Genomic DNA, 24182 nt, shown 5'->3' on the forward strand with positions numbered 1-24182 from the left:
GCGCTAAGGCGCGCTGCCGGCCGCCGCGGCGCCGGCGGCTTGCGACGTCAAGCGCCTTGCAATCGGCGTCAGCATCTGGGGCGCGAGGTAGTAGGGAAACTGGGTGAGCGCGAAATAGAGCCAGGTCATGCCGGGCAGCGCGCCCGCAGTCGCCGCGAGCATCAGTCCGAGATTGCGCTGTGACACCATCAAACCGAGCGCGAGCGCCTGCTCGTAGCCGATGCGGCGGAACAGCAGCGTCGTGACGATCAGCAGCGCAAAGAAGATCGCGAAGGCGAGCAGCGCAATGGCGATCGACAGCAGGGGATTGGCGAGGAAGTCGGCGATCACATTGCCCATCACGGCCGCGACGAAGACGAGCAGGATGACGATGTTGACGCCGTCGATCGGCCGGCGGTGACGCTGAATCGCGTCTGCGCCGAACAGCCAGCGGATCACGGTTGCGACCATGAGCGATCCCGCGAGGATCGCGAGCAGTTTTGCGCCGAGCGCAAGCGGGGAGAGGCTGAGCGTTCCGGCAAGGAAGAGTGCGGCGAACAGCGACGCCGTGAACGGCACCAGCGCGGTGGAGGTCACCAGCGTGACCAGCACCAGCGTGGCATCGAGGCCCATCAGCGCCGCGATCGCGGGCGAGGCCATCATCGGCGAAGCGATGGCCTGGAGCATCAGGGCGAGGAACAGCTCGGGCGAGCGGGCATCGAAGCCGGTAAGATGCGCCGCGAGGCCAAAGATCAGGGGAACGCCGACGGTCGTCCAGGCGGTTGCCGCGACAATGAGCCCTGGCCGGCGCAGATGCGCGCGCAGCGCGGCGAGGTCGACACGCATGAAGGAGATGACGAGCAGCAGGAAGATCGCTTCCGTCACGAAAGGCCGCAGCAGCGCGCCGAGCGGCGGGATCGCGATTCCGAACAGCACCAGCGCCGCCACCGCGCGGGTGCCCTGGTCGCCAAGCCATGTCAGCCATCGCACGGGAGCGGCCAAGGTGCGTTGCAGGCTCGGGAGCATTTTGACTTCCAGGAGAGTGTCACCTCGGAGGAAAGCGGAAGGCGACGTGAGGATGAACTCTTGAAGCAACTGTTGCGCAGCTCAAAGTCACAAGTGATTACGGTCCATTGCGAAGCGCTATAGCCCGGATGAGCGAAGCGATATCCGGGACAGATGCGTCCTTGTAGATGCAAAGTCCCCGCATGTCGCTTCGCTCATGCGGGCTACGACATCTACGAGATCCTCTTCAATCCAACTCCCTCAACCATGCGCCGATCTCTGCGGCCGCGACATCGGCCTGCTGCAACAGCTTGCCCATGGTGAAGAAGCCGTGGAATTGGCCGGGGAAGTGGCGATAGGCGACGGGCACGCCGGCCTGCCTCAGGCGCTCTGCATAGTCGTGGCCTTCGTCGCGCAAGGGATCGGCGCCGGCGGTCAGCACATAGGCCGGCGGCAGGCCATTGAGCGTGCCGGCGCGGGCCGGCGAGGCGCGCCAGTCGTGCGCGTCGGCGGCGCCGCTCAGATAATGGTCCCGGAACCAGCGGATGACGGAATGGGTGAGGAGCAGGCTGGTTTCGGGCTCGCTGTGCGAAGGGTGCGTCATCGCGAAGTCGACGGCGGGATAGATCAGCACCTGGCCTGCGAGGCTGAGGCCATTGCCGTCCCGGGCGGCGATGGCGACCACGGCGGCGAGATTACCGCCGGCGCTGTCGCCGCCGACGCTGAGGCGCGCGGCATCGATGCCAAGCGCGCCTGCATTCGCGGCGACCCAATGGGTCGCTGCGATGGAGTCGTCGACGGCGGCGGGAAACTTGTGCTCGGGCGCGAGGCGATAGTCGACGGAGATGACGATCAGCTCGCCCTCGACGGCGAGCTTGCGGGCTGCGACGTCATGGGTGTCGAGATCGCCGATCACCCAGCCGCCGCCATGGAAGAACGCCAGGGCCGGCGATAGACCGTCACGTTGGCGCAGTTTCATCGGCACGTAGAGGCGGGCAGGGATCGTGCCGTGCGGCGCCGGAATCGCGAGCGCTTCGACGCGCGCCAGTTCTGGCGGCTCGGGATTGGTCGCAAAGCGCGCTTGCGAATAATCCGCGCGGGCCTCCGCCGCGGTCAGCGTTTCATAAGGCGCGCGGCCAGCGTCGAGGAACGCCTTGTAGACGGCGGCGGCATCGGGATCGAGGACGACTGGCATGGGGAGGCCTTGCGAGCGATTTGCAGATGACGTCTGGGGTTCGTCTGTCGGAAGCATCCTGGGACGAGGGGGGAGCCGCGGTCCGTCAGAGCCCGCCGGAAAGGGGGCCGCCGATGCAACTATCCCACCTGATGGGCTGTCTGGCCAGCCGGGGGGCGGGGGCGAGGGGGAAACCCGCCCTTTCCCCGCCGTATTCGGCGTGTTAACCGGAGGGTCTGCGAGCGGCCGTAACCCCCTGTACAATGCTCGAGAAACCCGATTCGCTGTTGAAGCCGCGCGAGATGTCTCGAAACCTGATCCTGACCGGCCTTGCGGCGATGTTTGCCGCCACAGCGATGACCGTCTCGCCTCCGGCGCAGGCGCAGATTGGCACCATTTTCTCCGATCCGCCGCCGCTGCGGCCGCCCGGAAGCATTCCGCGCGGCAACCAGCCGCCGCAGCAGCAGATGCCCGACGACGATGAGGAGGTGCCGGAGCTGCCGCCGCAGGGCCGCGTGCTGCCGACGCCGAACCGTCGCCAAGGCAATGCACTGCCGGGGCCGGTGGAGACGCAGCCTTTGGCCCCGCCGCCGGGAACCACCGTCCTGCCGCCGAACCAGCAGCCCTCCATCGCGGTCGCGCCGCCCAACCCTCAAAGCCCACCGCCGCAGCCGGGCGCCAATCCGGCGCTGCCGGGCTTGCCGCCCGGGCAGCGCCAACCCAGGGGCACACCACAGAACGGCGTGCCGCAGACGCCGGCGAGCCTTCAGCCGGGCGATGAGGTCGTCACGGAGCCGCCGGCGCAGAAGATCGTGAACAAGAAGGCGACCTTCTCCGGCCTCGACAAGATCACCGGCCGCATCATCAATTTCGACGAGGAGATCGGCGAGACCGTGCAGTTCGGCGCGCTGCGCGTCAAAACCGACGCCTGCTACACGCGACCGGCGACGGAAGCCGCCAACACCGACGCCTTCGTCGAGGTCGACGAGATCACGCTGCAAGGCGAGGTGAAGCGGATTTTTTCGGGTTGGATGTTCGCGGCAAGCCCAGGCCTGCACGGCGTCGAGCACCCGATCTACGACATCTGGCTGACCGACTGCAAAGAGCCGCAGCAGACGATTGCGACAGCAGCGCCGGATCCGGGGAGCAAGCCGGCCACGCCACCGCCGCCGGCACAGAAGAAGGCCGCACCCAAGCAGGCCGTGCAGCAGCAGCAACGTCCGCCGCAGCCGCCGCCGCAACAGCAGCAGGCGCCGCCTCCTCCGCCGTCGCCGCAACAGCAGCCGAGCCTCTTCCCGTTCCCGGGCTTCGGCCGGTAGGCCAGAATCCTAAAGCGCGATGAATCATCATCGCGCTTTAGATTATTGTTTGAGCATGATCTCCGCGCAAACGCGTTCCGCATTTGTCGCGAGGGAAAGCCGTTTCACGCTTTTCCGGATCATGCTCTATTGCCGAGAGGCGATGATCTCGAGCGCGTGCGCGCCCGGGATCGCGTCCCCGGGCAACTTCAGGAAATCGGCGGCATCGCCCGCCAGCGCCTTGTCGAGCAGGGCGGTATAGCGGCGCCTGGAAATCTCCGTCGCCCCGAAGCTGCGCAGATGCTCGGTGACATATTGCGTGTCGAGCAGCTCGAAGCCGCCGTGGATGAGGCGCGCCACCAGATGCACCAGCGCGACCTTCGAGGCATCGCGCGCGGTGTGAAACATGCTCTCGCCGAAGAAGGCGCGTCCCAGGCTCACGCCATAGAGCCCGCCGACGAGCTCGTCGCCCTGCCAAGCCTCGACGCTGTGGCAGTGGCCGAGCTCGTGCAGGCCGCCATAGAGGTCGCGGATGCGCTTGTTGATCCAGGTGTCCTCGCGTCCGACCTGCGGCGCGGCGCAGCCGGCGATCGTCGCCTTGAAGGCGGCGTTGACGGTGACGCGAAAGACATCGGAGCGCACGGTGCGTGCAAGGCGCGAGGCGACGCGAAATCCGTCGAGCGGGATCACGCCGCGCATCTCCGGCTCGACCCAGAACAGCGTCGGATCATCGGCGCTCTCGGCCATCGGAAAGATGCCGCAGGCGTAGGCCCGCAGCAGCACGGCGGGGGTGATTTCAGACGAGGCGGAGTCGCGCGCAGTCATGCCCGGCACATTAGCAGGATCGTGGCAGCCTTGCGATGGGGTCGATGCGAGGCTGCGGGCGTCAGCTCGCGGCGGCGTTGGTCGTCGTGCTCGATGGCGTGGGCACGCGGCGGAACTTCAGCAGGATCTTCGTGCCGGCGTGATCCGGATCGCGTTCGACGGTAGCGTCGAGCTTGGAGGCCATCGCCGCGACGATGCGCTGGCCCATCCCGGTCGAGCGCGGATCGGCCTTGGCATTGTCGCCCACGCCATTGTCGGCGATCGACAGCACGAGATCCTCGCCCTGCGAGGTCAGCTCGACGTGAATGGGGCCGGCGCCGTCAGGGTAGGCGTATTTCACCGCATTCATGACGAGCTCGTTGACGATGATGCCGACCGCGACCGCGCGGTCCGGATCGATCTCGATCGGCTCGGCCTTTAGCGTCAGGCGCGACATCCGGTTGCCCTCGGCCGAGCGACGGAGGTCCTCGAGCAGGGAGTCCAGATACTGGTTCAGGACGACGCTCTTCAGATCCTGCGAGGTGTAGAGGCGGCGGTGCACCTGCGCGACCGCGGCGACGCGGCCCATCGCATTGGTCAGGGCGGCCTTGACCTCCTCCTGTCCGGCCGAGCTCGCCTGCAAATGCAGAAGCGAGGCGATGATCTGGAGCGAGTTGCCGACGCGGTGGTTGACCTCGCGCAGCAACATCTCGCGTTCGGCGGCAAGCGCCGCGTAGCGGTCGCGCGAGGCGTGGATTTCGGCTTCCGCCTCCTCGCGCGCCTTCTGGAGCTCGGCCTGGCGCAGCGCGCCGTCGGCCGCGACATGCAGCAGCGGGATGAAGTCGCCCTTGACGTCCTTGACGAGGTAGTCGGCTGCGCCCGCCTTCAGCGCGGTGACGGCAATGCTGGAATCCTGCGACGCCGTGACGAAGACGACCGGCGGGGCATCCGGAATCGCCATGATCTGTTCGAGCGTCTCGAGACCGTCGAGGCCGGGCATGTACTGGTCGAGCGCCACGACATCGATACCGCCCCGCAGGATGCATTCGAGGCCTTCCTCGCCGCTCGCGGCATGCATGACCTTGTAGCCGCGGCGCGAGAGGCCGCGTTCGACGAGGCGCGCCAGCGCGTCGTCGTCGTCGATATAGAGCAGGGTCGGCGTGGTCAGGTTCATGTTGCGGCTGAGGGGACCTGGATGACGGAGAAGAATAGCCCGAGCTGACGGATCGCGTTGGCAAAATTCTCGTAATTGACCGGCTTTGTGATGTAGACGTTGCAGCCGAGCTCGTAGCAGCGCTTGATCTCCTGGGAGTCGTCGGTGGTGGTCAGCACAACCACCGGAGAGGCCTTCAGGTGCTTGTTCTCCTTGATCCGCCTCAGGATCTCGATCCCGGTCATGTCGGGCAGGTTGAGATCGAGCAGGATCAGCAGGGCATTGCCTTTCTGGACCAGGCCGGAGCCGTCAGCGCCGAACAGATAGTGGGTGGCGTCCGTGCCGTTGCGGAACGGCAAGATCGGGTTGTTTACCCCGGAGCGGCGGATATTGCGTTCGATGAGGCGGGCGTGCCCTTCGTCGTCCTCGATCATGATGATGGTGACGGGCTGGGTCATTGTTCTGCGTTCCGCTTGCTGACGTTCCACTTGATCGGCAGCGTTATCGTGAAGGTGCTGCCGACGTTGAGTTCGGAGGAGACCGACATCGTGCCGCCGAGCCGGCGCACCAGCGCGCGGACGTGGGCAAGGCCGATGCCCTGGCCCGGCTTGTCCTGGAGGCCGGCGCGGCGGAACAGATCGAAGATGCGCTGGTGATCCTTCGGGTCGATGCCGCGGCCATTGTCGCTGATCTCGAAGATCGCATAGCCGAGCTTGGTGCGGCCGCGCAGCACGATCTCGCCGGGAACGCCGGTCTTGAGATACTTGATGGCGTTGTCGATCAGGTTGGAGAAGATCTGCTCCAGCGCAAGCCGGTCGCTCACGATATCGGGCAACTCGCCGACGCGGATTACGGCCTCCGCCTCGGCAGCCTGATGCGCTACTGTCGTCACGATCGCCTCGATCAGCTCGCCCGTGTCGATCCTGACCGGCTCGAATTCGCGCCGGCCCTCGCGGGTGAGGTTGAGGATCGCCGAGATCAGGCGGTCCATCTTGCCGATCGAGGATTTGATGAAGCCGAGCGCCTCGGAAAAGTCCTGCGAGAGCTGCTTGTCCGGCCCCTCCAGCGCGATTCCCGCCGGCTCGTTCGTCGCCAGCGACGGACCGTCCGCCGGGACGTGGGTGAGGCTGCCGATGCGCCGGAAGATGTCGCTGCCCAATTCCTCGAGCTCGCTGGTGAAGCCCATGATGTTGACCAACGGCGAGCGCAGGTCGTGGCTCACGATATAGGCAAAGCGCTGGATCTCGTTGTTGGCTTCGCGCAAGTCTGCGGTGCGTTCGTCGACGGTGGCCTCGAGATTGAGGTTGGCATCGCGCAGGCGCGCCTCCGCCTCGTCGCGGATGGCTGCCGAGCGCCGCACCAGCCAGATCGAGAGCAGCGCGAGCACCACGACGAGGCCGGAGCCGACGCCGGTCAGCGATGCTGCCAGCGTCTGGCTGTTGTTGGCATTGGCCGAGCGGAGTGCGAATAATCGCTGCTCCTCGCGGAGCATGGCATCCGCGGCGTCGCGGATGGCGCCGGTCGTGTTGCCGGTGGCCGCTTCACGCACGAGCACGGTGGCGCTCGCGAAGTCGCCCTGCTGGATGAAATTCATCTCGCGCGCGAACTGGTCGCGCCTGGCTTCGATCGCCGGTCGCAGCTTGTTGACGTTTTCTGCCTGCACCGGATTATCTCTGGTCAGCTCAGCGAGCCTGTCGAGATGCGGCACGATCGCCGCCACCGCGGCCTGGTGGTCGGTCCAGATTTCCGGCACGCGCGTGAGGAGAAATCCGCTCGCACTGCTCTCGGCGCGCCGGATTTCGAGGAGCAGTGCATGAACCTGGTTCTCCACCTCGATGGTGTGAATGACCGAGGCGTTGTCGTCGCGCGCCTTGTTGACGAGGTAGACCGAGCCGGCGCTGATGACCGTCAGCACCAGGAGTCCCGCCGCGAACAGCAGGATCTGCCAAAGTGCGCGCCGCCGTCTCAGGTCAGGCGTAACGCCAATTCCCGTTCCGACCTTAAGAATCTCCACTCCCCCGTGCAGAAAACCCGCCGATAACGCCGCAAGCAGCGTTCGGTTCCATAGCAGGGGAAGGATGGGGGCTGCTAGTTGCCGGACTGGCCGGCCAGGTACTGTTCCAGCCAGTGGATGTGGTAGTCGCCGTTGATGATGGCGTCTTCGCGCACCAGTGCGCGGAACAGCGGCAGCGTCGTCTCGATGCCGTCGACCACCATCTCATCCAGCGCCCGGCGCAGACGCATCAGGCACTCGGTGCGCGTCTTGCCGTGCACGATCAACTTGCCGACGAGGGAATCGTAATAGGGCGGGATCGTGTAGCCCTGATAGACCGCGGAATCGATCCGCACGCCGAGACCCCCGGGCGGGTGGTACTGGAGAATCCGGCCGGGCGAGGGCCGAAAGGTCTGCGGGTTCTCCGCATTGATGCGGCACTCGATCGCGTGCCCGATGATCTGGATCTCCTCCTGCTTCGCCGGCAGGTCGCCGCCGGCGGCAATGCGGATCTGCTCCAGCACGAGGTCGATGTCGGTGATGCTCTCGGTGACGGGATGCTCGACCTGGATGCGCGTGTTCATCTCGATGAAGTAGAACTCGCCGTCTTCGTAGAGGAACTCGATGGTGCCGACGCCGAGATATTTCATCTCGCGCATCGCCTTCGCGCAGGTTTCGCCGATCTTGGCACGCGCGGCTGCGGAGAGGACGGGCGAGGGGCCTTCCTCCCAGACCTTCTGGTGACGGCGTTGCAGCGAGCAGTCGCGTTCGCCGAGATGGATCGCGCCGCCACGGCCGTCGCCGAGGATCTGGATCTCGATGTGGCGCGGCTTCTGCAGGTATTTTTCCAGGTAAACGGACGCGTCACCGAAGGCGGATCTCGCCTCGTTGGCAGCCGTCGACAGCGCCAGCACGAGGTCAGCCTCGCTGTGCGCGACCTTCATGCCGCGGCCACCGCCGCCGGCGGCAGCCTTCACCAGCACGGGGAAGCCGATCTCCTTCGCGATCGCCATCGCATCGTCATTGGGACCGACCGCGCCGTCGGAGCCGGGCACCACGGGGATGCCGAGGCGCTTGGCGGTCTTCTTGGCCTCGATCTTGTCGCCCATCAGGCGAATGTGCTCGGCCTTCGGGCCGATGAAATGCAGATTGTGCTCGGAGAGGATTTCCGCAAAGCGCGCATTTTCCGACAGGAAGCCGTAGCCCGGATGCACCGCATCGGCGCCGGTGATCTCGCAGGCCGCGAGCAGCGCGGGAACGTTGAGATAGCTGTCCTTCGACTGCGGCGGCCCGATGCACACGCTCTCGTCGGAGAGGCGGACATGCATCGCATCGGCGTCGGCGGTGGAGTGCACGGCGACGGTCGCGATCCCGAGCTCCTTGCAGGCCCGCAGGATGCGAAGGGCGATCTCGCCGCGATTGGCTATGAGGATCTTGTCGAACATTGTGTCCTGCAGCGAATGGCGAGTGGCGAATAGCGAGTAGTGAACGGCAAAACCATTCGCAATTCGCTACTCCCCATTCGCGTCACTCAATAATAACCAGCGGCTCGCCGAACTCGACCGGCTGGCTGTCCTCGACCAGGATCTGCGTCACGGTTCCGGCGCGCGGCGAGGGGATCTGGTTCATGGTCTTCATCGCCTCGATGATGAGGAGCGTCTGACCGACCGAGACCTTGGAGCCGACCTCGATGAAAGGCTTTGCGCCCGGCTCCGGCGCCCAATAGGCGGTGCCGACCATCGGCGAGGTGACGGCGCCGGGATGCTTGGAGAGATCCGCCGGCGCAGCGGTCGCAGTCGCCGCGGCAACTGCCGCGACGGGAGCCGCGATGACCGACGTCGGCACGGCCGCGGCAACGCTGATGTTGCGCGCGACACGCAAGCGAAGTCCTGCGCGTTCGATCTCGATCTCCGTGAGGCTCGTCTCGTCGAGCAAGGTCGCGAGCTCACGAATGAGCGCGGAATCCTCGCTGGAAAACTTTGCGGCTGCTTTATCGTCTGGCTGGCGCGCCATGATCTCTAATCCGAACCTTCTGTTTGATAGGGGTGCGTCAGGCTTTGGTGATGCCGAGCTTGGCGGCAAGCCCCTGGATCGCGAGGCGGTAGCCCTCGATGCCGAAGCCGCACAGCGACGCGAACGCGGCGCGCGCGGTGTAGGAATGGTGGCGAAAACTCTCGCGGGCATGGATGTTGGTGACGTGCACCTCGACGGTCGGAATCTGCACCGCGAGCAGCGCATCGTGCAGGGCGATCGAGGTGTGCGAATAGCCGCCGGCATTGATGATGATCCCGGCCATCTTGCGTCCATGTGCCTCGTGGATGAAGTCGATCAGCTCGCCCTCGCGGTTGGACTGCCGGCAGTCGGCCTTGAGTCCGAACTGCGCTGCAGTGTCCCGGCAGAGCTTCTCGACATCGGCGAGAGTCGCGTGCCCGTATTTTTCCGGTTCGCGCGTCCCCAGCATGTTGAGGTTCGGCCCGTTGAGGACGAGGATCGTGTCGGTCGCAGGTTCAGCCATTGAAATCCCGGCAGGTGCTTTGGCGGAGGTGGCGGGGGTTATAGGTAACAAAGGGCGTTAGGGGAAGCCTTGAAGGACCTCCCATGGGGTCTCAGATAGCTCATCCGGACTGCAAAAAGCTGTGCGGAAGCCACGGAAATTGCTTGTTAACCAGTCCAAAGCATGGCTGCCGGCCCAAAGCAAAGGGCGGGCATTGCTGCCCGCCCTGGAGGGTGATGGCGGCTGGTCCCTAGACGTTCAGGACGGCCACGATCTCATAGGTGACGGGATCGATGATCACGATCTCCTCGCGGACCAGGATGTACCTGTAGCTCCGCCACTCCGGATAGATCGTCACGACCCGGGACGGCAGGGCGTGCAGCTCGATGCCCTCACGCGGGATTCGCGTGCCGACCGAAACCGAGAAGTTCACGTTGCCGACCGGAGCAACCCTCTCCTCGCGGATCACCGATGTGATCTGCGTGCGCTGCTCGGTCGAGAGCTTGGCGCCAGCGCCGGCCTGGCCGGTGGTCTGGCTCGACGTCGAGGTGCCGGTCTGACCCTGCACGTTGGTGCCGGTCTGACCCTGGCGGTTCTCGCCTGCGGCCGTGCCGGACTTGGTTTGAGTCTCCGAGCTCATGCCCTTCGACTTGTCCTGCTGACCCTGGGCGCGTTCGTCGGTGCGTTGGCCCTTGGTGGCCCCCGACTTCTCCTCAGCCGTCGGGTTCTTGTGCATCGTGCCGGAGGACTTCTCGTCCTTCATCGCACCCGAGGACTTCTCCTCGGCGCCGGACTTCATGGATCCGCCGGCCTGTCCCACGGTGCTCTTTTCCTTGCCCTTGGAATCCTTGGCGTCGGACCGCTCGTTCTTCATGGCGCCGGAGGGCTTCTCTTCAGCAGTGGACTTCGCCGATCCGCCGGCCTGTCCGACCGTGCCCTTCTCCTTGCCCACGGACTCCTTGCCCGTGGCGCCATGCTCGGCCGCGCCGGTGGAGGGCTGCGAATGCTGCTGCATCTGCTGCGAACCGCCGGAGCCTTGCTCGCGGTTCATGCCTTGCGCATTGGCAAGGCCGGTTCCGGCGACAAGCGCGAGCGCGGCAACCGAGATCATAAAACGATTAGCCATTTAGTTTCTCCTCACGTGGTTTCTTGCGTCATTGCCCGCGCCGACAACGAAAGGAGAAATCGGTTGTTCCTGAAACTTCGACAGTTCCTCGGCATTTGTTTGTTGAATGCTGGATGAACGAGCGCGCCACCAACGCGACAAACTCTTCAGCCGCAAACATCCACTGAGGGCAAAAAGAAAGAAAGGCCGGCTGTTCAGCCGGCCTTTCGCAATTCGAAAAAAAAACGATTGTCGTGCTCTCAGCAGGTCGCCTTGCCGCAGCGTGCGACGCCGATCTTTTCCTTCAGGCCGTCGAGGCCGATGGCGCCGACCACGATCTGCTTGCCGATCACGTAGCTCGGCGTGCCGTTCATGCCCATCGCTTCGGCGAGCTTGAAGTTCTCCTCGATCGTGGCACGCACTTCCGGAGTGGCGATGTCCTTCTCGATCTTCGCAACATCGAGGCCGGCCTCCTTGGCGGCGGCAAGCGCGTGCGCCTTGTCGGCCTGGCCGCGGCCGCCGAGCAGCTTCTGGTGGAAGTCGAGATATTTCTTGCCGGTCGGATCCTGCATGCGGACGGCGACCGCAACCTGCGCCGCCTCGACCGAGCCCTGGCTCAGCACCGGAAATTCCTTGAGCACGACCTTCAGCTTGGGATCGGCCTTCATGAGGTCGAGCATGTCGGTCATCGCGCGCTTGCAGTAGCCGCAATTGTAATCGAAGAACTCGACGAAGGTGACGTCGCCGTCCTTGTTGCCGAGCACGACCTGGCGCGGTGAGTTGAAGATCGCATCCGCATTCTGCGTGATGCTTGCTTCGTGCTTCTGCGCTTCGGCGGCGGCCTGGCGCTTGCTGAGCTCGGCCATCGCATCCTCGAGCACCTCGGGATGACTGACGAGATAGCTCTTGATGATCGCCTCGATGTCGGAGCGCTGGGCGTCGGTGAAGCTGTCGGCCGAGGCCGGCCCGCTTGCGCCGAACACGGCGAGCGCAAACAGGGCGGGTACGATCAGGCGCAGCGAAGGCATTGGCAAATCCTCTGGTCGAAAGCAGGTTTCGGAAAACATCCCGGCCGATCTGACCTGGCCGTGCCGTGACGTCGTGGTCGGTGTCGTACTAATCGTCTAATTGCTGCGTGGCGGTTTTGACGCCACGATGTCGTCGGCCCGGACCCAGCCGGGCGTGCCGATGGCGAAACGGGTTTTGGCGCGCGTCGCAAGCTCGCGTGCGGTCTTGTTGTCCCCGCGCAGGTAAGCTGCCTGCGCCGACGCCAGATCGGCCTCGGCATAGTCCCCCTTGCGGCCATAGGCGATCGCGAGCTGCGTGTAGCCGAGCGGCGCCTCCGGTTCCCGCGCCACCGCGGCACGGAGAATCCGGATCGCTTCGTCCGTGTAGGACTTATTATCGGTTCCGACCAGAGCCTGCCCAAGTAACATCTCGATGAGCGGGGCGTTGCCGGAGAGCTGCACCGCCTTGTGCAGGGCAGGGATCGCTTCCGCCGGCTTGCCGCTCTCGAGCAGCGCCTGGCCGCGCACCTCGTAGAAATACGGGTTGTTCGGTTGCGCCTGGATCAGCGCGTCGATCTGGGCCAACGCGCTGCGCAGGTCGCCGTGCAGATAGGTGCTGATGGCGCGCGCATAACGGGCGGGCGCGCTGTCGTTGGACAGCGGATAGCGGCGATAGACGGTCTCGGGCCGCTCCATGAAGGCGGAAACCTTGGCGCGAACCATGTCATGGCGCGCCTGGAGCGCGGGGTCGTCCTTCTTGTCCCAATAGGGACTCGAACGCGCGTATTGGGCCAGCGCCTCGACGCGCTCGGCCGGCATCGGATGCGACTGCAAATAGGGATCGGAGCCGCGCGCAGCGAACAGGCTCTCGCTGGTGAAGCGCTTGAAGGTCTCGTACATGCCCTTTGGCGACTGCTGGGTCGCGGTCAGGAACTTCACGCCGGCGCGGTCGGCGTTCTCCTCCTGCTGGCGCTGGTAGGACAACAGGTTGCGGCGGATCATCTCCTGCGGTCCGGAAACGGTGGCGGCGCCGGCATTGGCGAGGCCGTTGTTCGCGTTGCCGCTGCGGGCGCCCGCGACCAGGGCGCCAGCGCCGAGCAGCATGGCGATGATCATCTGGGTCTGGGCGTTGGCGAGCTCCAGGCGCAGCTTGGCGAGGTGGCCGCCGGCCAGATGCCCGGTCTCGTGCGCGAGCACGCCGATCAGCTGGTTCGGCGTTTCCGACTGCATGATCGCGCCGTAATTGACGAAGATGCGGCGACCATCGGCGACGAACGCGTTGAACGATGCGTCGTTGAGGATCACCATCTGGATGTTCTGCTTCTCCAGACCCGCGGCGCGCAGGATCGGCCTGGTGTATTCGCGCAGCAGTTGCTCAGTCTCGGTGTCGCGCAGCACCGGCGGGCCCTTGGGTCCGTCCTGCGCGCTGGTCGCCGGGAGCGGCGACAGCACCATGGCTGCCGCAGTCACGATGGCGGTGAGAGCGGAGGCCTTTTTGCGCAAAGCGAGCTGGAGCAACATCGATCGGTCTTGAAATGCAGTTTTGTGATTGGTCTTGGTGATTGGCGTCGGACCGGATACGGGATATGCCCCTAATGAGCCGCACAATGCGGCCAGTCTGGGGCACCCTGTTCCCGGGCCCCTGGGGGTTCCGGACCGGAAGCGAAATAGCAGATATTGATGCGCGATGCGATATTGAGGAACCGGCTGGAGCCCTGGCTGACGCCATCCCGCCGCAGTGACGTTCCCCCGTTCATGGTGATGGACGTGATGGCGGCGGCCGCGCGAATCGAGGCGGCCGGCGGCCACGTCATCCATATGGAGGTCGGACAGCCCGCCGCGCCGGCCCCGAAGACCGCGATCGCGGCCGCGCACCGGGCGCTGGACACGGCGCGGATCGATTATACCTCCGCGCTCGGCATCCCCCCGTTGCGCGAGCGCATCGCGCGCCATTATCGCGATGCCTATGGCTGCGAGGTGAGCCCCGAGCGGATCGTCGTCACCACCGGATCTTCGGGCGGCTTCATCCTGGCCTTCCTTGCCCTGTTCGAGCCGGGTGACCGGGTCGCGGTGACGGTGCCCGGCTATCCGCCATACCGTCATATCCTGACAGCGCTCGGCTGCGAGCCGGTGCCGATCGAGACCACCAGCGAGACCCGTCACGCCCTGACCGGCGAGGCGTTGCTTGCGGAGCATCGCAAGGCGCCGCTCAAGGGCGTGCTGGTCGCAAGCCCCGCCAACCCCACCGGGACCATGATGTCCAGGGAGGCGCTGTCCAGCCTGATCGCGGCCGCCGAGGGCGCCGGCATCCGCTTCATCTCGGACGAGATCTATCACGGTCTCGACTATGCATTTCCCGCCGTCACCGCGGCAGCGCTGTCGGACCACGCGCTCATCATCAATTCGTTCTCGAAATATTTTTGCATGACCGGCTGGCGGGTCGGCTGGATGGTCGTGCCTGACGTCCTGGTGCGGCCGGTCGAGCGGCTTCAGCAGAACCTGTCGATCTCGGTGCCGTCGCTGTCGCAGATCGCGGCTGAAGCAGCATTCGACGGCGCTGTCGAGATGGAAGAGATCAAGCACGGCTATCAGGAGAACCGCCGCATCCTGATCGAGGGTCTGCCCAAGGCGGGCCTCACCAAGTTCCTGCCCGCCGACGGCGCATTTTACCTCTATGCCGACGTGTCGGATTTTACCTCCGACAGTTTTGAGTTTGCCAAAGAGATGCTGGAGCAGGCCCATGTCGCGGCGACGCCCGGCGTCGATTTCGATCCCGTGCACGGCCGCTCCTTCATCCGCTTCTCCTATGCGCGATCGGCCGAGGAGATGCGGGAAGCAGTTGACCGGATCGCTCACTGGCTTAAATAGCCCGCCAGTTTTCTAAAGAGCCTTCCGGAGTTCAACTTGTCTGACAGATCGTCTGCCGCCGCGCCGCATTTTCCTCTCGCCGCCATCGTCTGGCCGGCCCAAAGCGGCGAGGTCGCCGGCGCACTGCGCGCGGTCGTGCTGGTTGCGCTTGGAACGGCTTTGATGGCGCTGTCAGCCAAGGTCAGCCTTCCGCTACCCTACGTGCCCATGACGTTGCAGACGCTGGTCGTGCTGATGATCGGCGCCGCCTATGGCTGGCGCCTCGGTAGCGCAACCATGATCGCGTATCTCGCTGAAGGCGCGATGGGCCTGCCTGTGTTCGCAGGCCCGGTCGGCGGCCTCGCTCCGCTTGTCGGCCCCACGGCCGGATACTTGCTCGGCTTCGTCGCGGCGGCCTTCGTCACGGGCTTTCTTGCCGAGCGGGGCTGGGATCGCAGCATGACCTGGCTGTTCGCGGCCATGGCCATTGGCCACATCGTCATTTTGGCGATGGGATTTGCCTGGCTTGCCTTCGGCATCGGGCTTGGCGTCGCCAAGGCCTGGCAAGTCGGCATCGTGCCGTTCATCGCGGCGTCGCTGATCAAGAACGCGCTCGGGGCGACGCTGATGCCGGCTGCGCGCCGGGTCGCCCGCCGCCGCCAATAGGCGGCCAACGGCCGAGCAGTTCCATTTGACTCGGCCCGCCAAGTTGATCTTGGCTAGAACCACGAGAGTTGAGGGGAGGGAGCAATGACGACGACAACGATGGCGGCCGCGCCGGCCGCCAAGGCCGCGGCCAAGCCGTGGTACAAGGTTCTCTATGTCCAGGTGCTGATCGCCATCTTCCTGGGCGCCATCGTCGGCTGGCTGTGGCCCTCGCTCGCCACCAACGACTGGATCAAGGCGATGGGCGACGGCTTCATCAAGCTGATCAAGATGGTGATCGCCCCGATCATCTTCTGCACCGTCGTCTCCGGCATCGCCCACATCCAGGACGCCAAGAAGGTCGGCCGCATCGGCGTCAAGGCGCTGGTCTATTTCGAGATCGTCTCGACCTTCGCGCTCCTGATCGGGCTCGTCGTCGGCAATCTCGTCAAGCCTGGCGCGGGCTTCGGCAGCGCGGCGGCCAACGCACAGGCGGTGGCCAATTACGCCAAGCAGGCCGAGGGACAGAAGAGCGTCGACTTCATCCTGCACATCATTCCTGACACCGTGGTCGGCGCCTTCGCGCAAGGCGAGATCCTCCAGGTGCTCTTGTTCTCGGTGCTGTTCGGCTTCGCCCTCATGGGCCTCGGTGAGCGCGGCCATGTGATCCGCAGCTTCATCGACGATGCCGCCCATGCCGTGTTCGGTGTGATCTCCATCGTGATGCGCGCGGCGCCGATCGGTGCGTTCGGCGCGATGGCCTACACGATCGGCAAGTTCGGCACCGGCGCGATCCTCAACCTGATCGGCCTGATCGCGACGTTCTACGTCACCGCGGCATTGTTCGTGTTCATCGTGCTCGGCACCATCGCGCGCTTCGCCGGGTTCTCGATCTTCAAGTTCCTTGCCTACATCAAGGACGAGCTGCTGATCGTGCTCGGCACCTCGTCCTCCGAAAGCGCGCTGCCGTCCTTGATGGAGAAGCTGGAACGGCTCGGCTGCTCCAAGTCGGTGGTCGGCCTCGTGGTCCCCACGGGCTACTCGTTCAACCTCGACGGCACCAACATCTACATGACCCTGGCGACCCTGTTCATCGCGCAGGCGCTCGGCGTCGATCTCACCTTCGGCCAGCAGATCACCATCCTGGTGGTGGCTATGCTGACCTCGAAAGGCGCCTCCGGTATCACCGGTGCGGGCTTCATCACGCTCGCAGCGACGCTCGCGGTGGTCGATCCGCGGCTCGTGCCGGGCATGGCGATCGTGCTCGGCATCGACAAGTTCATGAGCGAATGCCGCGCGCTGACCAATCTCTGCGGCAACGGCGTTGCCTGCGTGATCGTCGCCTGGTGGGAGGGCGAGCTCGACCGCGACAAGCTCAATGCGCGGCTGAGCCAGCAGATCGATCCGACCGACTTGGAAACGGCGCTGACGACCGACTGATCTGCAAGCTCATCGCGCCGCTACGTCTTGAAATAGCAGGGCTGGTCGAGATCCTCGATCAGCCCTTGCCGTTTGGGCGTCCAGCCGAGCAGGGCGCGGTTGGATGCCGAGCGCCTCAGGGCGCTGCTCCCCATACACGCCGACTGACGGAATCCGCGCTCTCGTCCGTTTAACCCCCATCTGGATTTCGGGATGAGGGGTGGGTGACATCGTGGGCAAGGCGGCGGCCGATCGGATTCTGTTGCAGGCAGCGGAGCATTTTGAGGCGGGGCGGCCGGATCAGGCGGGCCTCTTGTGCGGCGAAGTGCTGAAGGCGCATCCCGACCATGTACCGGCGCTGCATCTATCGGCCGTGGTCGCTTTCGTGACCGATCGCGCGAGCGACGGGGCGAGCCTGCTGAGCCGCGTGTTCAGCCTCGATCCCGACCACGCGCCGGCCCTCGTCACGCTGGGCGACGCGCTTGCCGTGAAGGGTGAGCAGGACGGCGCGGTGGCGGCGTTTCAGCGCGCGCTTCCGCGGCGGCCGCGCGATGCAGGTCTCTACAACAAGCTCGGCGTGGCGCTGGCTGAGCTGTCGCGATTCAAAGAGGCGGAATCCGCCTATCGGCGCGCGATCGAGCTCGATCCGCATCTGACGCGTGCGCATTTCAACCTGGCCGTCGCGCTAGCGGGGCAGGGGCGGCTTGCCGAGGCCGAGGATACCTATCGCCAGGTCATCGCAAGAGATCCGGCCCATCGCGGCGTCTGGCTCAATCTCGGCAATGTGCTGTCCGATCAGAAGAAACTTGACGAAGCAGTGACGGCCTATCGTCGCGCCCTCGAATCCGCCCCGGAGGATCCTGGGCTGATCTGCAATCTCGGTGCCGCGCTTTATCGCAAGGGCGAGCTCGAGGAGGCGATCGTTCACTATCGCCACGCGACGGTGCTTGATCCGGACAACCTTCCGGCGCTGCGATTGCTCGGTCTGGTCCTGCACGAGGCCGGCCATCTACACCAGGCGGCCGCGACCTATCAGCGGACCGTCGCGCGCGATCCGGATGATCATGTGGTCATCAGCAACCTCGGCGCCTGCCTGTGCGAGCTCGGGCTTTTCGAGGAAGCCATCGAAGCTTGCGAGCGGGCGCTGGCGTTGAAGGCCGATCATGCGCCCGCCCACACCAATCTCGGCATCATCTTCGAGAAGCAGGGTCGGGTTGAAGCCGCCGTCGCCGCGCATCGTCGTGCCGTCGCCGCCGATCCCGCTTACGCCAAGGGCCATGCGAACCTCGCGGTCGCACTGCGCAATGCCGGCGAGATCGACGCGGCGCTTGCCGCCTCGCGCGAGGCCATCGCGCTCGACCCGGAGCAACCGCTCGCGCAATATAACCACGCGCATTTTTTGCTGATGAACGGCGACTTCGCGAGCGGCTTCGAGGCCTATCAATGGCGGCGCAGGTGCAAGACCCTCTCCGATGGAGACCCGACCTTCAGCGAGCCGGAATGGCAGGGCGAGCCGCTCGGCGGCCGCCGGCTTCTGCTGTTCGCCGAATATGGTCTCGGCGACGCCCTGCAATTCGTGCGCTATCTGCCGATGGTGGTAAGGATGGGCGGCTCCATCATCCTCCAGGTCCAGCCGGCGCTCGCCTCGCTGCTGCGGACGATGGCTGATGTCACCGTGATCGCGCGCGGCGAGCCGCTGCCGCCGTTCGACGTGCAACTGCCGCTGATGAGCCTGCCGCGCGTGTTCGGCACGACGCTCGACACGATTCCGGCGGAGGTGCCCTATCTGCATCCCGATCCCGCAAGGCTGTCGCGATGGCGCGCTGCGCTTGACGGCGTGAGCGCGTTCAAGGTTGGCGTGGTCTGGGCCGGTAATCCCAGGCACAAGGGCGATGCGCAGCGTTCTCTGTCGGCAGAAGAGGTTCTGCCGCGCCTGATCACGCCGGGCGTGCAGCTTTATAGCTTGCAGAAGGAGCCGCGCGAGGTTGACGTCCCGGTGCTGGCGGCGCTTGGCACCGACATCATCGATCTCGCGCCGGCGCTCGGCGATTTCTCCGATACCGCTGCGGCGGTCGCGGCGCTCGATCTCGTCATCGCCGTTGACACCTCGGTCGCGCATCTTGCCGGTGCGCTCGGCCACCCGGTCTGGATGCTGCTGCCTTACGCGCTCGACTGGCGCTGGCTGCGCGATCGCGAGGACAGCCCATGGTATCCGACCACGCGGCTGTTTAGGCAGCGCAGGCCACGCGAATGGGACGATCCCTTGATGCGGATGTCCGCCGCGCTGGCGGTTCTCGCGGCGAAACGCGCTGGCTAGAAGCGCTCGGGCCGGTACGGCGCGGGATCGATCGACGGCGTCTCGCCGCTCATCATCTCCGCGAGCAGGCGTCCGGTCGCCGGTCCCAGCGTAAAGCCCTGGTGACCGTGGCCGAAATTCATCCAGAGGCCGCGATGGCGCGGTGCTGGCCCAAGCACCGGCAACATGTCGGGCGTGCAGGGCCGCGTGCCGTACCACGGCTCGGGTTCGACGCGGCCGCCGAGATCGAGCAGCTCGCGTGCGGAAGCCTCGGCGCTGGCGAGCTGCACAGGCGTTGCCGGCGCATCCGGCGCGGTCAGCTCCGCGCCGGTGGTGATACGGATACCCCTGGCCATCGGCCCCATGGCGTAGCCTCTTGCCGTATCGACCAGCGGAATGTCGAGCGTAGCGCCGCCGCTATAGTGCATGTGATAGCCGCGCTTGCGCACTAGCGGAATGCGGTAGCCGAATTTTTGCAACAGATCGGGCGACCACGGCCCGAGCGTGACGACGACATTGGCCGCATCGATCGCTCCGTCGTCGGTTTGCACCGACCAGCCCGACGACGTCTGCTGCAACGTCTGAGCATCGCCAAGAAGGATATGGCCGCCGAGACGCTGGAACAAATCGGCATAGCTGCCGACCAGCGCACCGGGATCCGACACGGTCCACGTGTCGAGCCAGTGAATGGCGCCGGGAAGATCGTCGCGCAGCAGCGGCTCGGCTTTCGCCAGCTCGCTGCCCGAGAGCACGCGGAAGTTCACGCCGAAATCGCGCCGGTTTTCCTCCGCTGTCTTGATCGCGAGCTCGAGTGCGGCGGGATCGCGGTGCAGCAGCCGGTAACCGGCGCGGCGGATGAGATTGTCGGCGTGAGCTTTGCGGATGAGGATATCGTGCTCTGATGTCGCGTAGGCGATCAGGCGCGCCCAGGCCTCGCTCGCCTCGCGATGCCGCTTCGGCGCCGAATGCCACCAATAGCGGAGCAGGGGCTCGACGTGACGGTGAAGGGACGTAAGGCTATAGTGGACGTCGTTGGTGCGGCCGGTCGCGATCTTCAGCAGGGTCGCAAAATCGCGCGGCATCGGATAAGGCCGCACAGCCTCTGCCTGGATCATTCCGGCATTGCCGTAGCTGGTTTCCTGGCCCGGCTCCCTGCGATCAATAAGCGTGACCGACCAGCCGCGCCGCTGCAAGTGCAGCGCGGCGCTGACGCCGATCATGCCGCCGCCGAGGACGATCGCGCTCTGCATCGGCACAAGTCCCTTAGGCCGGGCGCGGTGCGAGCTTGGGCTGCGCCGTGTGGATGGTCGCTGCGACGACGACCGACATCGCAGTCATCGCCACCAGGAAGCCGAAGGCCGCATCGAACGATCCGGTTCCGGTCACGATGAAACCTATCGCCGCCGGCGCCACGAAACCTGCGCTCTGGCCGCCGAGATTGACCATGCCGACGCCCGATCCGATCTGGTCGTCGCGAAGCAGCTTCGTCGGAAGCGCGACCACCGAGGCCAGCACGAAGGATTTGAAGAAATAAACCAGCGACTGGTAGGTGATCAGCACCGCGATCGTTTCCGCCTTGTACATGGCGTAGAGGAAGATGCCGGTCAAAGCGGAGCTGCCGATCAGGAGCCATTTTTCGCGCTCGGAGAAGAACGTCGTCATCACCCAGCCGCCGATCGCGGTGGCGATCGTCGCCATCACGAACGGGATCGGCGCCACGATGCCGACGGTCTTGAGATCGAGCCCGCGCTGCTGAAGCAGATAGAGCGGCATCCAGGAATCCAGACCCTTGTTGACGCAGCTGAGGCCGAACCACACCACCATCAACTGCCAGATCAGCGGGTTCTTCATCAGCTCGCGCATCGGCGCGCGGTCCGCAGGCTTTGCCGTCGCCGCGCTCGCCTTAGCCTCGCCCAGGCGCCCCAGATGCGGGACGAAGACGAAATAGACCAGCGCGAACACGAGGCCGGCGATGCCGATCGTGTTGAAGGCGTGGCGCCAGCCGAGCCAGAGGATCAGCGGCGCCATGATCAGCGGCGCGAGCATGCTGCCGGCATAGTTCGACGACAGCAACAGCGCCGACATTTTTGGCCGGCTGTCCTTCTTGAACAGCTCGGCGATGGCGCGGATGCTCGCCGGCGGAAACCCGCCCTCGGCAATGCCGAAGATGAAACGGATCGCAATCAGCGACGTCAGCGACCAGGCCAGGCTCGTGAAAGCCGTGAACAGCGACCACATCACGATCGTGACGATCACCACATATTTCGAGCCGAAGCGGTCGGAGAGCCATCCGCCCGGGACCTGCATCGCGGCATAGCCGAGAAAGAACGCGCTGATGACGATGCCGAGATCGGCGGCCTGGAGATTGAAGTCCTTGCCGATCTGCGCCAGCGCCAGCGAGATCGCCGCGCGGTCGATATAGGAGATGCAGTAGGCGATGTAGAGCAGGACGAACGCGACTATCCCGGTTTTCCGCTGCGACAATTCAGGCATGCTCATCTCCGTTTCGCCGGCGATCCGGTGGTGCTGCTAACTCTTCTGTGGGTCATTCCCAGGTGAGGAAGCCGGGCGCGGCCGAGAGCGGCGGCGCCGCGGCGAGCCGCGCCAGATCGGGGATCGGGCGGCAAAGCTGCGGGTTGCCTGCAAACGCGGCCTCGATGCTCGCGGCGACCGAGAGCACGATCGCATCGCCGCCGCGCGGGCCGACGATCTGAAGGCCGAAGGGCAGGCCCGCTTCATCGAGGCCGAGCGGCAGGCTGAGAGCGGGATGGCCCGGAAGCGTCACCGCGTAGGCGAGCGCGAGCCAATGGAAATAGGATTTGGTCGGCGCGCCATCGATCTCCGCCGGATAAAGCTCCGACCAGGGCCGCGGGCTCAGCGTGATGGTCGGGCTGATCAGCACATCGCAGCCTGAGAAGAAGCTTTGATAGGCGCGATAGATCCGCGTCTGCGTGGTCGCGGCGCGCGCGAAGTCTTCAAGCGTGTAGCTCAGGCCTTCCTCGACATTGGTTCGCACGTTCGGCCCGAGCATCTCGGGACGCTCCTTGTAGTTCTTGCCGTGCATCGCGAGGAATAGGCCTGCGCGCAGCACGGCGAACGCATCGTCGGCGCCGGAGCAATCCGGCGTCGCCTCGCGGCAGTCGGCAAACAGCGGCGCAAGCTTGCTCACACGGTGGCGGAACACCCGGCGGATCGCCTGCTCGGTCGGGGCAAAGCCAAAGTCTTCGGTGAAGGCGACGCGCAGCTTGCCCAGCTCGGCAGGACGCGGGGGCGCCCAGCGTTCGGTACGACCGCGTAAGGGTTCGCCGGGCAGGGTGTAGGCGAGCGGATCACGCGCGTCGTCGCTCGCCATCACCGACAGCATCAGCGCGGTGTCGGCGACGTTGCGCGCCATCGGCCCGTCGGTCGACAGGTTGGACCAGCCGAAGGCGCGCTTTTCACTGGCGACGAGCCCGTAGGAGGGACGCATGCCGACGATGCCGGCAAAGCCAGCCGGATTGCGCAAGGAGCCGCCGGTGTCGGAGCCCGAGGCGAGCGGGGCCATGTCGCAGGCGAGCGCCACGGCCGAACCGCCGGAGGAGCCGGCTGCCGAGCGCATGGGATCGAAGGGATTGCCGGTCGCGCCGAAAACGGGGTTGCGGGTGTTGCCGCCCGCCGCCCATTCTGGCGTATTGGTCTTGCCGAAGACGATTGCACCAGCCGCGCGCAGCCGTGCAACGGAAGCCTGGTCAGCGGCTGGCACATGATCTTTGAGCAGCGGACTGCCATAGGTCGTGCGCAGCCCGGCGGTGTCCTGGGTGTCCTTGATGAGAACCGGAAGGCCGTGCAGGGCGCCACGATCCTCGCCGCGGAGGATGGCGGCCTCGGCGTCCTTGGCCGCAGCGCGGGCGCCGGGCTCGTCCAGTGTCACGACGGCGTTCACGGCGGGATTGGTGCTGGCGATGCGGGACAGGCAGGCGTCGAGCAGTTCGACGGGCGAGATCGCCCGCGCAGCCAGCAGGCGGCGCAGCTCAACGGCGCTGGAATCGCAAAGTCCGGACAATGCCAATCCCTTTCAAATTATGAAAACGATTTAGCATATCGGAAAGTACGGCAAGCGCACCAATATTCGTCATACATGGGCATTTCTTGCGCAAATCCCGGTCTATCTGCCCAACTGACCGGCAAATGAGGTGGTTTGGGATGATTTCCGCCGAAAAGATTAGTCTGATCGGCCAACAATTTTTCCGCGATCGTGCTAGATTTGCTGCATGAGCGAGATCACGACGCCCGAAAGTGCCAATTCCCGGCTCGGCCAATGCCTCAAGGCCGCCCGCCAGGCGCGGGGCCTGACGCTCAAGCAGGTGGCGGAGCGGACGGGCATGGCGCTCTCGACCCTGTCCAAGGTCGAGAACGGCCTGATGTCGCTGACCTACGACAAGCTGTTGCAGCTCACCTCTGGCCTGAAGATGGAGATCGCCGAGCTGTTCAACCCGGCGACCGCGGTGCGCCCCGAGCAGGGCCGGCCGGTTACGGCGCGGCGCAGCATCAGCCGCGCGGGGCAGGGGCAGGTCATCAACACGAAGTTCTATACCTACAACTATCAATGCACCGACCTGATCGGCAAACGCATGGTGCCGATCATGGCCGAGGTCCGTGCGCGTTCGCTGGAGGAGTTCGGCCCGCTGCTGCGCCACGCTGGTGAAGAGTATTTTCTGGTGACGAGCGGACGCGTGGCCGTCCACACCGAGTTTTACGCGCCAGAGATCCTGGGCGAGGGCGACGGGATTTATCTCGACAGCACCATGGGCCACGCCTACCTCAACGCCGGCGACGCGCCTGCCGCCAAAGCTGTTTGCCTCTGCACCAGCGAAGCGCCCGACCTCTACGACCAGCTCCGCCAAATCGCGTCCCGCGACGTGCCGCCGCTCGACGACGACGAGCTGCCACCGCTGTAGGTCTGCTCCAAGGAATCTCCCCTCAT

The 24182-nt window shown here is 65.4% G+C and carries 21 protein-coding genes; 6 read left to right on the forward strand and 15 right to left on the reverse strand.

All coding sequences use genetic code 11. The annotated features are described in order from the left end of the window. Nucleotides 1-3: 3 nt before the first annotated feature. Nucleotides 4-1005 carry a bile acid:sodium symporter family protein gene (locus QQL28_RS24815; RefSeq protein ID WP_284269497.1) on the reverse strand — a complete coding sequence of 334 codons (1002 nt, stop codon included), beginning with the start codon at nt 1003-1005 and terminating at the stop codon, nt 4-6. Between the two features lie 226 nt (nt 1006-1231). Further along, the gene (locus tag QQL28_RS24820; RefSeq protein ID WP_284269500.1) at nt 1232-2179 is read right to left on the reverse strand and encodes an alpha/beta hydrolase; all 948 of its coding nucleotides are present in this window, start codon (nt 2177-2179) and stop codon (nt 1232-1234) included. Nucleotides 2180-2421: 242 nt separating this feature from the next. Between QQL28_RS24820 and QQL28_RS24825 the strand changes: the two genes are divergently transcribed. Next, a complete protein-coding gene (locus QQL28_RS24825) occupies nt 2422-3477 on the forward strand; it encodes a DUF2155 domain-containing protein (protein WP_284269501.1) in 1056 nt (351 codons plus the stop codon). A gap of 126 nt (nt 3478-3603) precedes the next feature. Here QQL28_RS24825 and aat read toward each other — a convergent pair whose 3' ends face one another. From aat to QQL28_RS24875, 10 genes are all read right to left on the reverse strand, one after another. Continuing rightward, nucleotides 3604-4281 (reverse strand): leucyl/phenylalanyl-tRNA--protein transferase, encoded by a 678-nt coding sequence (gene aat / locus QQL28_RS24830; RefSeq protein WP_284269504.1) that lies wholly within the window; start codon nt 4279-4281, stop codon nt 3604-3606. 61 nt (nt 4282-4342) lie between these two features. Then, complete coding sequence (locus QQL28_RS24835; protein ID WP_284269506.1) at nt 4343-5434, reverse strand: sensor histidine kinase; 1092 nt, start codon at nt 5432-5434, stop codon at nt 4343-4345. Then, a complete protein-coding gene (locus QQL28_RS24840; RefSeq protein ID WP_284269507.1) occupies nt 5431-5871 on the reverse strand; it encodes a response regulator in 441 nt (146 codons plus the stop codon). Before QQL28_RS24840 ends, QQL28_RS24835 begins: the two co-directional genes overlap by 4 nt. Next, complete coding sequence (locus QQL28_RS24845) at nt 5868-7421, reverse strand: sensor histidine kinase (RefSeq protein WP_284269774.1); 1554 nt, start codon at nt 7419-7421, stop codon at nt 5868-5870. The genes QQL28_RS24840 and QQL28_RS24845 overlap by 4 nt, the downstream gene beginning before the upstream one ends. 80 nt (nt 7422-7501) lie before the next feature. Then, a complete protein-coding gene (gene accC / locus QQL28_RS24850) occupies nt 7502-8851 on the reverse strand; it encodes an acetyl-CoA carboxylase biotin carboxylase subunit (protein WP_284269509.1) in 1350 nt (449 codons plus the stop codon). 82 nt (nt 8852-8933) lie between these two features. Then, entirely contained in the window at nt 8934-9419 is a 486-nt protein-coding gene (gene accB, locus QQL28_RS24855) for an acetyl-CoA carboxylase biotin carboxyl carrier protein (protein ID WP_284269511.1), read from the reverse strand. A gap of 37 nt (nt 9420-9456) precedes the next feature. After that, nucleotides 9457-9921, reverse strand: a complete 465-nt coding sequence (gene aroQ, locus QQL28_RS24860; protein WP_284269513.1) for a type II 3-dehydroquinate dehydratase — start codon at nt 9919-9921, stop codon at nt 9457-9459. Nucleotides 9922-10150: 229 nt separating this feature from the next. Next, nucleotides 10151-11026, reverse strand: a complete 876-nt coding sequence (locus QQL28_RS24865; RefSeq protein ID WP_284269514.1) for a DUF1236 domain-containing protein — start codon at nt 11024-11026, stop codon at nt 10151-10153. A 239-nt stretch (nt 11027-11265) separates the two neighbouring features. Then, nucleotides 11266-12033, reverse strand: a complete 768-nt coding sequence (locus QQL28_RS24870) for a DsbA family protein (RefSeq protein WP_284269515.1) — start codon at nt 12031-12033, stop codon at nt 11266-11268. 96 nt (nt 12034-12129) lie between these two features. Continuing rightward, nucleotides 12130-13533 (reverse strand): M48 family metalloprotease, encoded by a 1404-nt coding sequence (locus QQL28_RS24875; RefSeq protein ID WP_284269516.1) that lies wholly within the window; start codon nt 13531-13533, stop codon nt 12130-12132. A gap of 159 nt (nt 13534-13692) precedes the next feature. Here QQL28_RS24875 and QQL28_RS24880 point away from each other — a divergent pair, with 159 nt between their 5' ends. From QQL28_RS24880 to QQL28_RS24895, 4 genes are all read left to right on the forward strand, one after another. Further along, nucleotides 13693-14880 carry a pyridoxal phosphate-dependent aminotransferase gene (locus tag QQL28_RS24880; RefSeq protein ID WP_284269518.1) on the forward strand — a complete coding sequence of 396 codons (1188 nt, stop codon included), beginning with the start codon at nt 13693-13695 and terminating at the stop codon, nt 14878-14880. Between the two features lie 84 nt (nt 14881-14964). Further along, nucleotides 14965-15525, forward strand: coding sequence for a biotin transporter BioY (locus QQL28_RS24885; RefSeq protein WP_431309638.1), 561 nt, complete (start codon nt 14965-14967; stop codon nt 15523-15525). Between the two features lie 84 nt (nt 15526-15609). Continuing rightward, nucleotides 15610-16944, forward strand: a complete 1335-nt coding sequence (locus QQL28_RS24890; RefSeq protein ID WP_284269521.1) for a dicarboxylate/amino acid:cation symporter — start codon at nt 15610-15612, stop codon at nt 16942-16944. 199 nt (nt 16945-17143) lie between these two features. Then, complete coding sequence (locus QQL28_RS24895) at nt 17144-19240, forward strand: tetratricopeptide repeat protein (RefSeq protein ID WP_284269522.1); 2097 nt, start codon at nt 17144-17146, stop codon at nt 19238-19240. Here the strand turns inward: QQL28_RS24895 and QQL28_RS24900 are convergent. From QQL28_RS24900 to QQL28_RS24910, 3 genes are read right to left on the reverse strand one after another with little or no spacing between them, the layout of a single operon-like run. Then, nucleotides 19237-20469, reverse strand: a complete 1233-nt coding sequence (locus QQL28_RS24900; protein ID WP_284269525.1) for an NAD(P)/FAD-dependent oxidoreductase — start codon at nt 20467-20469, stop codon at nt 19237-19239. The genes QQL28_RS24895 and QQL28_RS24900 overlap by 4 nt on opposite strands. Before the next feature lie 13 nt (nt 20470-20482). Next, the gene (locus QQL28_RS24905; protein WP_284269526.1) at nt 20483-21712 is read right to left on the reverse strand and encodes an MFS transporter; all 1230 of its coding nucleotides are present in this window, start codon (nt 21710-21712) and stop codon (nt 20483-20485) included. 52 nt (nt 21713-21764) lie between these two features. Beyond that, nucleotides 21765-23261, reverse strand: coding sequence for an amidase (locus QQL28_RS24910; RefSeq protein WP_284269528.1), 1497 nt, complete (start codon nt 23259-23261; stop codon nt 21765-21767). 208 nt (nt 23262-23469) lie between these two features. Between QQL28_RS24910 and QQL28_RS24915 the strand changes: the two genes are divergently transcribed. Continuing rightward, nucleotides 23470-24156, forward strand: a complete 687-nt coding sequence (locus QQL28_RS24915; RefSeq protein WP_284269530.1) for a helix-turn-helix domain-containing protein — start codon at nt 23470-23472, stop codon at nt 24154-24156. Nucleotides 24157-24182 lie beyond the last annotated feature (26 nt).

Origin of the sequence: Bradyrhizobium iriomotense, from assembly GCF_030160715.1 — a bacterium.
In the GTDB taxonomy this organism is placed as follows: Bacteria; Pseudomonadota; Alphaproteobacteria; order Rhizobiales; family Xanthobacteraceae; genus Bradyrhizobium; species Bradyrhizobium iriomotense.

What these genes read in the sequence shown, in the direction of transcription:
- QQL28_RS24915 (WP_284269530.1), top strand. Translation starts at nt 23,470, where the DNA reads ATGAGCGAGATCACGACGCCCGAAAGTGCCAATTCCCGGCTCGGCCAA.
- QQL28_RS24865 (WP_284269514.1), bottom strand. Translation starts at nt 11,026, where the DNA reads ATGGCTAATCGTTTTATGATCTCGGTTGCCGCGCTCGCGCTTGTCGCC.
- QQL28_RS24875 (WP_284269516.1), bottom strand. Translation starts at nt 13,533, where the DNA reads ATGTTGCTCCAGCTCGCTTTGCGCAAAAAGGCCTCCGCTCTCACCGCC.
- QQL28_RS24840 (WP_284269507.1), bottom strand. Translation starts at nt 5,871, where the DNA reads ATGACCCAGCCCGTCACCATCATCATGATCGAGGACGACGAAGGGCAC.
- aroQ (WP_284269513.1), bottom strand. Translation starts at nt 9,921, where the DNA reads ATGGCTGAACCTGCGACCGACACGATCCTCGTCCTCAACGGGCCGAAC.
- QQL28_RS24815 (WP_284269497.1), bottom strand. Translation starts at nt 1,005, where the DNA reads ATGCTCCCGAGCCTGCAACGCACCTTGGCCGCTCCCGTGCGATGGCTG.
- QQL28_RS24880 (WP_284269518.1), top strand. Translation starts at nt 13,693, where the DNA reads ATGCGCGATGCGATATTGAGGAACCGGCTGGAGCCCTGGCTGACGCCA.
- QQL28_RS24835 (WP_284269506.1), bottom strand. Translation starts at nt 5,434, where the DNA reads ATGAACCTGACCACGCCGACCCTGCTCTATATCGACGACGACGACGCG.
- QQL28_RS24890 (WP_284269521.1), top strand. Translation starts at nt 15,610, where the DNA reads ATGACGACGACAACGATGGCGGCCGCGCCGGCCGCCAAGGCCGCGGCC.
- QQL28_RS24900 (WP_284269525.1), bottom strand. Translation starts at nt 20,469, where the DNA reads ATGCAGAGCGCGATCGTCCTCGGCGGCGGCATGATCGGCGTCAGCGCC.
- QQL28_RS24870 (WP_284269515.1), bottom strand. Translation starts at nt 12,033, where the DNA reads ATGCCTTCGCTGCGCCTGATCGTACCCGCCCTGTTTGCGCTCGCCGTG.
- QQL28_RS24825 (WP_284269501.1), top strand. Translation starts at nt 2,422, where the DNA reads ATGCTCGAGAAACCCGATTCGCTGTTGAAGCCGCGCGAGATGTCTCGA.
- QQL28_RS24905 (WP_284269526.1), bottom strand. Translation starts at nt 21,712, where the DNA reads ATGCCTGAATTGTCGCAGCGGAAAACCGGGATAGTCGCGTTCGTCCTG.
- QQL28_RS24820 (WP_284269500.1), bottom strand. Translation starts at nt 2,179, where the DNA reads ATGCCAGTCGTCCTCGATCCCGATGCCGCCGCCGTCTACAAGGCGTTC.
- aat (WP_284269504.1), bottom strand. Translation starts at nt 4,281, where the DNA reads ATGACTGCGCGCGACTCCGCCTCGTCTGAAATCACCCCCGCCGTGCTG.
- accC (WP_284269509.1), bottom strand. Translation starts at nt 8,851, where the DNA reads ATGTTCGACAAGATCCTCATAGCCAATCGCGGCGAGATCGCCCTTCGC.
- accB (WP_284269511.1), bottom strand. Translation starts at nt 9,419, where the DNA reads ATGGCGCGCCAGCCAGACGATAAAGCAGCCGCAAAGTTTTCCAGCGAG.